This is a genomic window from Acidithiobacillus sp. HP-2 (genome assembly GCF_015100155.1).
In the GTDB taxonomy this organism is placed as follows: domain Bacteria; phylum Pseudomonadota; class Gammaproteobacteria; order Acidithiobacillales; family Acidithiobacillaceae; genus Acidithiobacillus.
The window spans coordinates 103,418-114,690 of sequence record NZ_JACKZA010000005.1; the positions used below are offsets into that span (position 1 = coordinate 103,418).

Below are 11,273 nucleotides of genomic sequence, written 5' to 3' on the forward strand. Positions count from 1 at the left end.
AGCCGCTTATTGTTCCACCGGATAAAAATCATGAAAACCCATTTTTTTCATGGCGGCGACAGCCTGTACGGCAGCAACGCCATCGGGAAGGGGGCCTACCTGCACCTTGTAATATTGTTGTCCCTTAACGAGCCCGGGAACAACCAGTACATCCCGGAAACCCGCAGCATAAAGACGATTTCGCTCCAGCGTGGCGTGGTTTAATACCTTGAATGCGCCGGTTTGCAAATAGGTTTGGGTTGGCCCCTGAATTTCCTGGGTATGCATGGTTGTTGGGCTGGCTTCGGAATTATTTACCCCGGTCGGGGTTATGCTGGAGGGGGCGAGCGCGACAATCTGCACTGCCGCCGTGCCCTGGCGGGTCATCCCCAAGGCGCTGGCGGCTCCATAGGAGAGATCCATTTTGCGTCCATCCACAAAAGGTCCGCGATCATTCACCAGAACAACGATGCTCCGGCCATTACTCAAATTGGTGACCCGGGCACAGGTAGGGAGCGGCAAGTCACGGCTGGCCGCCGTATAAGCCCGGGGACGAAAGGGGGTTCCCATGGAAGTTTTGGAACCGGATTCCCAGCCATACCAGGAAGCCAGTCCACGCACATTGTAATCGGCGGCACTTTGCAGGGGGTGATAAAACCGTCCATGAATCTGATAGCTGCGATTATAGGCAGCCCGCAGGTTGGGAGCCGGCGCACTGCAGCTTGCTGCAGCCGCCGGGGCGGTGAGCTTGCCCTGAGGGGCCTTCTGGCTGACGCCGGCGCACCCACTGATCAGCAACGCAGCGACGCTTAGCAGACCATATAGTGAGTGCGCTACGGGCTTAATCATCCCGGCGGGGCCCCAATAAATGAATCATGATTTCGCCGTAAATCCGCGACAAATCTTCCAGGTCTGCCACCGCCACACATTCATTGAGCTTGTGAATGGTACTGTTGATGGGGCCAAGCTCAACAACCTGGCCGCCCAGTTGCGCAATGAAACGTCCGTCAGAGGTTCCTCCACCCGTAGAAAGGCTGGCCGGATGACCGAGAATTTTTTCCAGAGCGTGCTGGGTGGCCGCCACCAGAGTGCCGGGAGCCGTAAAAAAGGGGGGTCCCGACAATTGCCAGTCAATCTGATAATGGATTTGCGCAGAGTCGAGAAGACCATGGACGCCAGCCTGGAGGGATTCCGGGGTGGACTCTGTGGAAAAACGGAAGTTGAAGTCGGCAGTCAGATGACTAGGAATGACATTATTGGCGCCGGTGCCTGCGTGAATATTGGAAAACTGTAAACGGGTGGGCGGAAAAAACTGGTTGCCCGTATCCCATTGTTGATCCACCAGATCGGCCAGCGGGCGAAAAGCCCGATGAATGGGATTGTCGGCCTTGTCAGGATAGGCTACATGACCCTGCACACCCTGCACGGTCAGACGTCCATTCAGGGAGCCGCGCCGCCCGTTTTTAATGACATCGCCCAGACGGTTTTCCGAAGAAGGTTCACCCACTACGCACCAGTCAATCTGGGTATTCTGATCACGCAGCCAATCCACGACGTGGCGGGTGCCATGGGTAGCAATACCCTCCTCGTCAGAGGTGATCAGAAACGCGAGACGGCCGAGGTGATCAGGATGTCGGGCAATAAACTGTTCAGCCGCCACGATCATGGCCGCCAGACTGCCTTTCATGTCGGCGGCACCGCGTCCATAGAGCATGCCGTCGCGAATGCTGGGGGTGAAGGGATCACTGTGCCAGGCTTCCAGCGGGCCGGTGGGCACCACATCCGTATGTCCGGCAAAGCAGAGGCAAGGCCCGGAAGACCCGTGCTCTGCCCAGAAATTCTCGACGCCTCCCGCTGCCAGACGGGTCACCTGAAAACCCAGGGCTTCCAGCCGCCCTATCATCAGATCCTGACAGCCGGCATCTTCCGGAGTCACCGAAGGGCGGGAGATCAGGTCTTCCGCCAGGGCCAGCACGCTGCTTTTTTCCATGTACGGCTTCCTTCAGATGTCGCGCAGGATCTGGTTGATGCCCACCTTGCTGAGCGTCTTGGCATCGACCTGCTTGACAATAACCGCACAGTAGAGACTGTAGCTACCATCCGGAGATGGCAGGCTGCCGGAAACCACAACCGAACCGGCAGGCACCCTTCCATAGCTGATTTCGCCGGTTGCCCGGTTGAAAATACGGGTACTGGCACCGATGAATACGCCCATGGAAATCACCGAGCCCTCTTCAACAATGACGCCTTCCACAACTTCGGAACGCGCACCAATGAAACAATTGTCTTCAATGATGGTGGGGTTAGCCTGCAGCGGTTCCAGTACGCCGCCAATGCCGACGCCTCCGGAAAGATGCACATTTTTGCCAATCTGGGCGCAGGATCCGACCGTGGCCCAGGTATCGACCATGGTTCCTTCATCCACATAGGCGCCGATGTTCACAAAGGAAGGCATCAGTACGCAGTTGCGGCCAATGAAAGCCCCGCGCCGGGCGGTGGCAGGAGGCACCACGCGAAAGCCCCCGGTGCGAAAGTCGTTGCTGTTATAGTCGGCAAATTTGCCCGGCACCTTGTCATAAAAATTGGTCTCCGCACCAGGGACACGGCTATTATCATGGAGGCGGAAAGACAAGAGCACGGCTTTTTTGATCCACTGATGGGTCACCCATTCGCCATGACGCTTTTCGGCAACCCGAAGCACGCCTTTATCCAGCCCTTCAATGGTCTGGTGAACGGCATCACGCAGATCGGCGGGTGCCTGTTTGGGTGAAATTTCCGTCCGATTTTCCCAGGCAGCATCAATAATGGTTTCAAGACTCTGGCTCACAAAAGCTCCTTCACAAAGTGGTTCAAATGGAAAATGAAGATAATGGATGGGTTTCCAGAAAATGCCGAATCCGCTCCAGTCCTTCGACACAGTCTTCATGACTGCCAACCAGGGCAATGCGTACCCGATCCTGACCGGGATGACAGCCCTGCGCCTCCCGGGATAAATAAGCTCCCGGCAGACAGCGTACATGTTCTTCAGCAAACAGGGCCTTCACAAAGGCTTCGCCATTTCCGACCAGCGGCCAGAGATAAAAGCCGCCAGCCGGGATTTCAATGGGTAGATATTGACCGAGAATAGTCCGGGCTGCCGCAAATTTTTGTGCATAACTGGCCCGGGTCTGAATGACATGGGTTTCATCCTGCCAGGCACTGATGGACGCTGCCTGAATAAAAGGCGGCATTGCGGCACCCAGATAGGTCCGATACAGGACAAAAGCCTTGAGTATTTTGGCATCACCGGCCACAAAGCCACTGCGCGCGCCGGGAATGCTGGAACGCTTGGAAAGACTGTGAAAAGCCAGCACATTGTCGAGGTTGCCGGTTTGTGCAGCGGCTTCAAGAATGCCAGCGGGGGCATCTGGAACAGTGTACAGCTCGCTGTAACATTCGTCTGCGGCCAGGACGAATTCATGCTGACGGGATTTCTCAATAAGCCACTGCAGGGTTTCGCAGGATAGCGTTGCTCCCGTCGGATTATGGGGTGAATTGATATAGAGCAGGGCACAGCGTGCCCAAACTGCTTCATCAATCGTTTTAAAATCGGGCTGACCATTCGTGCCACAATTGAGATAATAGGGTTCTGCTCCGGCCAGCAGAGCCGCACCCTCGTAAATCTGATAAAAAGGATTGGGCAGCAATACCAGCGGTTGAGGCTTTGCGCGGGCGGGTAACACGGCCTGGGCAATACTGAACAGTGCCTCACGACTGCCATTGGCAGGAATGACCTGAGATTCGGGATTCAGAAAACCGGGCGGCAAATGAAAGCGTTGGCTGGCCCATTGGGCAATCGCCTGACGCAGCCGCAGATCACCCAACACCTTGGGATATTCCGTCAAACCATGCAGATGCTCAATAATCGCTTCACTGACGATCCCCGGTGCCGGATGGCGCGGCTCGCCAATGGAAAAATCTATCAGTTCCCGGTCGGGAGCTGTCACTCCGGCCAGTAACTGCCGCAACCGCTCAAAAGGATAAGCCTGCAGGGTATCCAATAATGGATTCATGGAATGTGTTGTCATAGGTTTTGATTCTGGGGCATGGATGGCGTTTATGACAAGCCCTGATCAGCGACGGAGGAACTGAGACGCAGCTTGCCAATCCCGATATAATCCGAAAAATTCTTTCCGAAATTCTCCTTGGGACAGGTTCTCAGCAGACTGATGCCACGTATTATCATCCAGAACTTGCCGATTATGGCATTACTTATCGGTTCCAGCCTGTGGGGCGTGCTGTGGCTGCCTTTGCGCTACTTTAATGCGGCGGGGCTGCATGGTGCCTGGCTGATTCTGGCCATCTATCTGCTGCTGGCCCTGCCGGCAGGATGGTGGTCCTGGAAGCGTCGCGGGGATTTGCGGGGGCATCATTGGACCCTGATCGGACTGCTGGTTTTTGGGGGCTGGACCAATGTGGCTTTTATGCTGGCACTGGTCCATGGTGAAGTAGTCCGCATCCTTTTGCTTTTTTATCTTTCGCCGGTCTGGGCAATTTTTGCCGCCCGGATTTTTTTGCGGGAAGCAGTGGGGTGGCGTGGTGCTTTGGCTGCCGCCCTGGCGGTTGGCGGGTCGGCGCTGGTTGTCAGTCATGGTCAGGGCTTTTCTGTAAGTGATCTGAGTACCAACGATCTTTTGTCCATTTCCTCGGGTTTTGCTTTTGCCCTGAGCAACGTGGTGCTGCGTGCCGATGAGTCGCTGGGAGATATGCATCGTGCCACTTCGGTGTGGTGGGGCTGTGTCCTGTTGGCGCTGCCTTTTGTCTGGTTCCAACCCTGGCCCAGTCTTTCCCCAATGCAATATCCCTATTTACTGGGGTTTTCCTGGCTCTGGATTGCCGGTGCAACAATAGCCATTCAGTACGGGGTGGCGCGCATGCCGGTCAGTGTGTCTGCCGTGATCATGCCCTTTGAGGTGATTGTCGGGGCACTGTCTGCCTGGTGCTTGGCAGGGGAAAAGCCCGGCTTGCTGGAAGTGCTGGGCGGCGTATTGATTCTTTCCGCCGCGCTGTTGCAAATCACCCAAAGCCAACAGCATCCGGTTTCATTGGGCGGTGTGGACATGGAAAAGGGCGGGCTGCAGTAATTCACTACGGGTAATGATTTGATCAGCCTCCCAGTTTTCCGGGGGATGTTGCGCCTCCACATAACCCCAGCCAGCTGCCCAACACTGCGTACCCGCCGCGCGGCCCGCCAGTATGTCGCGATGATCATCGCCAATCATGAGGCTTTGTGTGTTTTCGGCGTCCAGTTGCTGCAAGGCATAGCGAACTGGCAAAGGATCGGGCTTGGCACGGGCGGTGGTATCGCCACTCACGACGACTCCGGGGGCCACCGGCAACGCCAGTGCCGCCACTAGGGGCGTGGTCAGAAACCCCGGTTTGTTGGTGACGATCCCCCAGGGGGTTTTGCTTTCATCCAGCCAGTGAAGAACCTGCACCATGCCGGGAAACAGGGTGCTCTGTTCACAAATCCGCGACAAATAGTCTTCCAGAAATATTTCCCGCAGGACCGGAAATTCACGGTCTTCAGGTTGCAGTCCAAACGCGACCCGCAAAAGTCCACGTGCGCCCTGGGAGGCTGCCGGGCGCAGGTCAGCCAAGGGCAGGGCAGATAGTCCGCGACTTTCACGCAGCCGGTTGGCCGCCGCCGCCAGATCCGGGGCTGTATCTACCAGGGTACCATCGAGATCGAAAAGTACTGCGCCAAATTGGGTCATTTTCGGGTGTGCAGGAGGTAATTCACGGTCACGTCATCATTCAGGCGCGCCAAATGACGGATGGGATCATAATGCATGCCCTTTAATGTAAGGCTCTGTAACTGTGCCTTGCGGGTCATGGCAATGAGTTCGCTGGGACGAATGAATTTTTGATAATCGTGGGTGCCGCGTGGCAACAAACCCAACACATACTCGGCACCCACAATAGCCAGGAGGTAACTTTTGGGATGGCGATTGAGAGTCGCAAAAAAAGCATTGCCGCCGGGCTTCAGCAGTTTTGCACAGGCGGCAACAATGCCAGCAGGATCAGGGACATGCTCCAGCATTTCCATGCAGGTCACGACATCGTAGGACCTGGGCTGTTCCTCGGCCAGCTCCTCTACAGCCACCCTGCGGTACTGCACTTGCAAGCGCCCGAGTTCGGCGTGGGCCTGCGCCGCCGCAATGCCATCTGCCGCCAGATCAATGCCCGTAACGTGAGCACCCAGCCGGGCCATGGCTTCTGCCAGCAGACCGCCACCGGTACCCACATCGAGAACGTGCTTACCGCGCAAACCCTGACAGCCCCGGGCGATAAAGTCCACGCGCAACGGATTGATTTCATGCAGTGTCCGGAAAGGTCCGGCAGGGTCCCACCAGGTGCTGGCGAGCGCATCAAATTTGCTGACTTCGGCCTGATCCATGTTCATGTATTTTGATCCTTGTCGCGAATGCGCTTAACCCATGTTTGCGCGCGGCTGAATAATGCCTGCTCTTCCCAATCCACCGCCTGACCCTGACGAATACGGATTTGGCCATCCACCCAGACGTGGGTAACCTGATCGCGTCCGGCACAGTAGGCGACCTGGGATACCGGGTCATAGACCGGGAAGGTGGCCGGGTGGTCGAGGGAAATGGCGATGCAATCCGCAGCCTTGCCGGGTTCCAGACTGCCGGTCAGGTCCCCCCAGCCGATGGCTTCGGCACCTCCCAAAGTAGCTGCTTCCAGAACTTCCCAGGCCGGGAAGGCCGTCGGATCGCCGCTGAAACCTTTGGCCAGCAAGGCCGCAGTGCGCAGTTCACCGAGCATGTCGAGATCGTTATTGCTGGCAGCACCATCCGTACCGATGGCTACAGCGATACCCTGCTCACGAATACGGGCCACGGGGGCGATGCCGGAACCGAGTTTAAGATTGGATTCCGGGCAGTGGGCGATGTGCAGCCCGCTATCCCGACAAATCGTCAAGTCATCAGCGTCCAGTTGGGTCATGTGTACCGCCAGAAAACGCGGATTCAAAAGACCCAGCTCCGCGAGCCGCGCAAGGGGACGCCGACCATGCTGAGCGAGACTTTCTTCCACCTCATGGGCGGTTTCATGGACATGCATGTGGACGGGCAGTTGTTCGGCTTCGGCCAGTTCTCTGGTACCCCGTAAACCGGCGTCAGCAACGGTATAAGGTGCATGGGGTGCGAGACTTTGGCGGATCAGCGGCATTTGCTGCAGGCGGGGGAGAAGATCAGCGGCCGCTTGCAGGCAGGCATCGGCATTTGCGGCATAAGCCGTGGGGAAATCGATGATGACATGCCCGATGTGGGCACGCATACCCATGTTCTGAGCACTCCGGGCGGCGGCTTCGGGAAAAAAATACATATCATTGAAAGTGGTGGTTCCGCCACGCAGCATTTCTGCGATGGCCAGTTCCGTACCCATGCTGACAAATTCCGGGCTGACAAAACGTCCTTCCACGGGCCAGATGTGTTCGTTCAGCCAAGTCATCAGGGGCAGGTCATCGGCGAGCCCGCGCATCAGGGTCATGGCTGCATGCGTATGGGCATTGACGAAACCGGGCATCAACACATGCTGCTCCAGTGCCGTGTTTTCTGCTGCGCTATATGCCGCATGAATTTCGTCCCGGGGACCGATAGCGACAATGCGCCCCTGCTGGATGGCCAGTGCATGATGGTGCAGCAGTACGCGGGGACGCACCGGAATGACCCAGCGCGCACTGATAATTTGATCGACCACTGGTTTTGCAGCGTGTTGTGATGGCACACCCGACCTCATGACCTGATATTAGGGGTGCCTCATCTTAACACGGGGGCGCTGGCGTGAGGCAATTGTCCCGTTGGTTGGTCCTGTGCCGTTTTCGGCTTCAGCCATCCAGTGCCCGTTGAATGGCCCGGGAATAAGCCCAGACAGTGGCTGAATAATACACGCTGGGATTGTAGCCCATGATGGCGTAGAAGTTGGGGTAGGCAATAAACAGTGTAGGACCTTCGGCAGTTTGCAGGCGGAGCAGACCAACAGGGGTGTCAGCAGGCAAGGATGCGGGTTCTTCCGGCTGAATTCCGGCGGCCAGCAGTTGCCCCAAGGGATGCTTGCCGTGCAGGAAGGCGGTAGCGTCAACCCCGCTGGAACCCGCCACTCTGGCCATGACCGGTTGCCCTGGCTGCCAACCATGGCCCAGAAAGAAATTGGCCGTAGAGGCCAGCACATCGGCGGGAGATTGCCAGAGATTGGGCAGAGGACCGCCAGGAGGATCATTCCAGACAATGCCGTAACGCAAATAACTGCTGGCCAGGAATTGCGACATCCCCATGGCCCCGGCTTCAGAACCCATCAGGGTTGCTGGTGACACCCCCAGCTTTTGGGCCAATTTCAGGGTTTCAGCAGTTTCATGCAGAAAAAACCGGCGGCGCCCCGGCAAAGCCAGTGAGAGGCTAAGGTTGCTGTTCAGTACCGAAAAGTTCCCCATGAAGGAACCAAAGCCAGTTTCAATATTGAGAATACCCATCAAAATCGATCCGGGAACCCCGTATTTCTGGCTGACCTGCTCAAGCAGGGCACTGTGCGCATTCCAGAACTGCAATCCCCGGTTAATCCGGTCAGGATGCAGAAAACGGTCTCGATAGCGCCACCACGGATACGGGGCTGAGGGCTGCTGGCTGGGTGGCGGCGGGGTCATCAGCGTTACGGCGCGGGCATTGAAGCGGGCGTTTTGCATGGCTGGAATGACATAACTGGCCGGCAGGTCATCGTTTATCTGTAAATGACAGGCAATTTCCTGGAGTTGCCGTTGGTATTGCTGAGGGAAATTGGGAAAATAAACATCCCGTACGCAGGAAACCGGCGGAGCAGGGAGCATGTTTTGCGCCTGTTGGACGGTTAATGGCTGAGTTGTGGAAGTTGAAGCGCTGGAACCCGGCATGGTCTGGGCGGTAGGGTTGCTGACGGTACCAGTAGGCCCGACTTCGGTGGCACAGGCCGAAAGCAGGATAGCCATGATGCTGGTACTGAAAATGCTTCGGATGATGGATTTGAGGTGCATGTGCTCACTCGTTGTCTTGTTGAAATTTGGATCGGATACGTGTTCAGTTATCGCGCATGGCCAGTAATTCTCTGGGCATGGGCCGTCGTACACCATCCAGACGTTCAGCCCAGTAAGGGATTTGCAGGCTTTGCACGGCGACACCCTGGCGTCGGTTCAGTGCGCTGACAAACTGTTGCCCACCGATGTAAATCCCTACATGTGAAAAAGGTTGTCCCATGGTATTGAAAAACACCAGATCACCAGGGCGGATACGACTTAAGGGAACGGACGGCAGGGCAGCGGCCTGGGCATAAGAAGTTCTGGGAATATCCACGCCAGCCTGCTCCAGCACATATTGAATGAGGCCACTGCAGTCAAAGCCGGTCTGGGGAGTGTCTCCTCCCCATCGGTAGTCCTTGCCGATTTCCGAAATGGCATGTACCAGAACAGCATCCAGAGTAGTAGCTTCAGCGTGCTGCACATAATCGGAGGATCGTACCGGGGGCTGGGGTGGGAGTGGGGAAGAAGAAGGGCTATTGGGGGCCATGCTGGCACAGCCACTGAGCGTCAATGTCAAAAACAGAAGAGTTACTCCCCCCCGTTTGAGGGGACTATTCGCAAACATAAAGTACTGCCTTGACATAGGCGTCTTCCTCATTCTTTTTTCTAAGGAAAGTAAATAGCCTAATTCTTGTGATTTGGCAAGAGAGGCTAACCATGGGAGACAAACTGCTGGTTGACCTGAATGGCTGCGATTGGTATTTTACGCGCTCTCTGGAACCGTTCGGCATCCAGGGCGGTTAGCTCAGTGGTAGAGCACTGCCTTCACACGGCAGGGGTCACAGGTTCGAACCCTGTACCGCCCACCAAATAAAACTTAATAAGCAACTCAGCCGCTCTCCAATGATGTGGCTCTGGCTCAGTACGACGGGCTAATCTGGCTGATATAGCGCATAGCCGTGCCTATTGGATGACCTCCAAGTTGATATTCGGTTACAATCAAGCAGGAAATAATATTACCAACTTTTCAACTGACCGTTTTTTCTGAGGATGTTGCTGATGACAACAGGTTATCCGGGTTTGCGCGCTTTGACTGTCGGTCTGCTGCTGGCGGGGCTCGCGGGTTGCTCCTCCTACATGCCTTACGCAGGACCGCGTGCCGGACCCGTGGAGAACGTGGCCCACAATAAGACCTTGCGCGGCATTCAGCTGGTCAAGGTGGATTATGCGCTTGCCCATCAGATTCGGATTCGGGCGGATACACCTCAGTTAAACCTGCTGCGCGACTTCAGTAACCCCAATCCGCGACTGTATACGGTGGGGCCTGGCGATACCCTGCAGGTTTATATCTGGGAGGCACCACCCGCCATGCTTTTTGCTTCTGCCGGAGCGGCAAACAGCACTACGGGTTCCGGTTCGGTGATGACCTCCATTCCGGAGCAAATGGTGGGTAGTAATGGCGATATCATCATTCCTTTTGCCGGTAAAATTTCCTGTGCCGGTAAAACCCTGGACGACATTGGTGCTGAAATCCGTGCCCGGCTGAAAAATATGGCCCATGATCCCCAGGTGGTGGTCCGCCTGGTCAGTAACCATGCCCAGAGCATTTCCGTAGTCGGCAATGTGCGTAAAAGTACCCAGGTTCCGCTGATTCCTGGCGGAGTCAGCGTGCTGCAGGCGCTGGCGGCAGCGGGCGGGGTCGATAAACCGGTGAACAAGGTCACCATTCAGCTTTCTCATCAGGGGAAGGTGTTGCAACTGCCTCTGGAAGACGTGATTCGGCACCCCGAAGAAAATGTTTCCTTGCGGGCAGGGGATGTGATTACGGCACTTTATCAGCCGCTGCATGTGACCGTCATGGGAGCGACCACTCAGACCAAAGAAATTGATTTTGAAGCCTCGGGTATCAGTCTGGCACAAGCTCTGGCCAGAGCAGGTGGTTTGAATGGCAATGAAGCTGATGCCAAGGCGGTATTTGTTTTCCGCCTGGAAAAACCCAATTTCCTCACCAATTGGCCAGAACCGCTGCAAACCAATGCCGAAGGGGAAGTGCCCGTGGTGTTCCGCTTTGACTTCAGCAATCCTGCCACGCTTTTTGCGGCACAAGAGTTCCCTATCCAGAACAAGGATCTGATTTATGTGGCCTCGGCACCTATTACCGATCTTCAGAAATTCCTGGGCCTGATCGTGCAGATTGTTTACCCGATTCAGGGCCTGAGTACGGCGGGCATCGTCAAGTAAGCATTTT

General features: G+C 56.1%; 11 protein-coding genes and 1 tRNA gene. 3 read left to right on the forward strand and 9 right to left on the reverse strand.

Annotated elements, in window-relative coordinates:
* Window positions 1–6: 6 nt before the first annotated feature.
* The 4 genes from H7F11_RS05315 to dapC are packed head-to-tail and all read right to left on the reverse strand — an operon-like array spanning window position 7 to window position 4,046.
* A complete protein-coding gene (locus H7F11_RS05315) occupies window positions 7–828 on the reverse strand; it encodes a septal ring lytic transglycosylase RlpA family protein (protein WP_193650116.1) in 822 nt (273 codons plus the stop codon).
* Entirely contained in the window at window positions 821–1,969 is a 1,149-nt protein-coding gene (gene dapE, locus H7F11_RS05320; protein WP_193650117.1) for a succinyl-diaminopimelate desuccinylase, read from the reverse strand. The genes H7F11_RS05315 and dapE overlap by 8 nt, the downstream gene beginning before the upstream one ends.
* A 12-nt stretch (window positions 1,970–1,981) precedes the next feature.
* Window positions 1,982–2,806, reverse strand: a complete 825-nt coding sequence (gene dapD, locus H7F11_RS05325; protein WP_142086732.1) for a 2,3,4,5-tetrahydropyridine-2,6-dicarboxylate N-succinyltransferase — start codon at window positions 2,804–2,806, stop codon at window positions 1,982–1,984.
* A gap of 22 nt (window positions 2,807–2,828) precedes the next feature.
* Entirely contained in the window at window positions 2,829–4,046 is a 1,218-nt protein-coding gene (dapC, locus tag H7F11_RS05330; RefSeq protein ID WP_142086730.1) for a succinyldiaminopimelate transaminase, read from the reverse strand.
* Window positions 4,047–4,187: 141 nt separating this feature from the next.
* On the opposite strand from dapC, the gene H7F11_RS05335 reads away from it, so the two are divergent.
* On the forward strand, window positions 4,188–5,102 hold the full coding sequence (locus H7F11_RS05335) for a DMT family transporter (RefSeq protein WP_193650118.1): 915 nt from the start codon (window positions 4,188–4,190) through the stop codon (window positions 5,100–5,102).
* On the opposite strand, the gene H7F11_RS05340 is transcribed toward H7F11_RS05335, so the two are convergent.
* The 5 genes from H7F11_RS05340 to H7F11_RS05360 all read right to left on the reverse strand — a co-directional run bounded on the left by H7F11_RS05340 (window position 5,061) and on the right by H7F11_RS05360 (window position 9,650).
* Window positions 5,061–5,735, reverse strand: coding sequence for an HAD family hydrolase (locus tag H7F11_RS05340; protein WP_193650119.1), 675 nt, complete (start codon window positions 5,733–5,735; stop codon window positions 5,061–5,063). The two genes, H7F11_RS05335 and H7F11_RS05340, sit on opposite strands and share 42 nt — an antisense overlap.
* On the reverse strand, window positions 5,732–6,424 hold the full coding sequence (gene ubiG / locus H7F11_RS05345; protein WP_193650120.1) for a bifunctional 2-polyprenyl-6-hydroxyphenol methylase/3-demethylubiquinol 3-O-methyltransferase UbiG: 693 nt from the start codon (window positions 6,422–6,424) through the stop codon (window positions 5,732–5,734). The genes H7F11_RS05340 and ubiG overlap by 4 nt, the downstream gene beginning before the upstream one ends.
* A complete protein-coding gene (locus H7F11_RS05350; RefSeq protein ID WP_300252273.1) occupies window positions 6,421–7,767 on the reverse strand; it encodes a TRZ/ATZ family hydrolase in 1,347 nt (448 codons plus the stop codon). Before H7F11_RS05350 ends, ubiG begins: the two co-directional genes overlap by 4 nt.
* A gap of 100 nt (window positions 7,768–7,867) precedes the next feature.
* Entirely contained in the window at window positions 7,868–9,043 is a 1,176-nt protein-coding gene (locus H7F11_RS05355) for a lytic transglycosylase domain-containing protein (protein WP_193650122.1), read from the reverse strand.
* A 43-nt stretch (window positions 9,044–9,086) separates the two neighbouring features.
* Window positions 9,087–9,650, reverse strand: a complete 564-nt coding sequence (locus tag H7F11_RS05360; protein ID WP_227485280.1) for a C40 family peptidase — start codon at window positions 9,648–9,650, stop codon at window positions 9,087–9,089.
* A gap of 169 nt (window positions 9,651–9,819) precedes the next feature.
* On the opposite strand from H7F11_RS05360, the gene H7F11_RS05365 reads away from it, so the two are divergent.
* A tRNA-Val gene (locus H7F11_RS05365) sits at window positions 9,820–9,894 on the forward strand.
* Window positions 9,895–10,084: 190 nt separating this feature from the next.
* Window positions 10,085–11,266 carry a polysaccharide biosynthesis/export family protein gene (locus H7F11_RS05370; protein WP_193650124.1) on the forward strand — a complete coding sequence of 394 codons (1,182 nt, stop codon included), beginning with the start codon at window positions 10,085–10,087 and terminating at the stop codon, window positions 11,264–11,266.
* The last annotated feature ends 7 nt before the right edge of the window (window positions 11,267–11,273 follow it).